This is a genomic window from Burkholderia sp. BCC1047 (genome assembly GCF_902833155.1).
Classification (GTDB): Bacteria; Pseudomonadota; Gammaproteobacteria; order Burkholderiales; family Burkholderiaceae; genus Burkholderia; species Burkholderia sola.
The window spans coordinates 1-356 of the sequence record NZ_CADFEH010000085.1 but is presented as its reverse complement, the minus strand read 5'-3'; the positions used below and the strand labels follow the sequence as shown (position 1 = coordinate 356).

1 protein-coding gene is annotated in these 356 nt (G+C 68.5%); it reads left to right on the top strand.

Annotated elements, in window-relative coordinates; genetic code table 11:
• Positions 1–356 (top strand): beta-ketoacyl synthase N-terminal-like domain-containing protein (locus HWX55_RS35915; RefSeq protein ID WP_279612712.1); only part of this gene is annotated, 356 nt, incomplete at both ends.

Here is a 356-nt window from a genome sequence, read left to right as displayed (position 1 = left end):
GGGCTGCCGAGCGCGGTGCCGGGCATGACGATCAACAAGGTGTGCGGCTCGGGCCTGAAGGCCGTGATGCTGGCGGCGAACGCGATCGTCGCGGGCGACGCGGAGATCGTGATCGCGGGCGGCCAGGAGAACATGAGCGCGGCGCCGCACGTGCTGCCGGGCTCGCGCGACGGGTTCCGGATGGGCGACGCGAAGCTGGTCGACACGATGATCGTCGACGGGCTGTGGGACGTGTACAACCAGTACCACATGGGCATCACGGCGGAGAACGTCGCGAAGGAATACGGGATCACGCGCGAAGAGCAGGACGCGTTCGCGGCGCTGTCGCAGAACAAGGCGGAAGCCGCGCAGAAGGC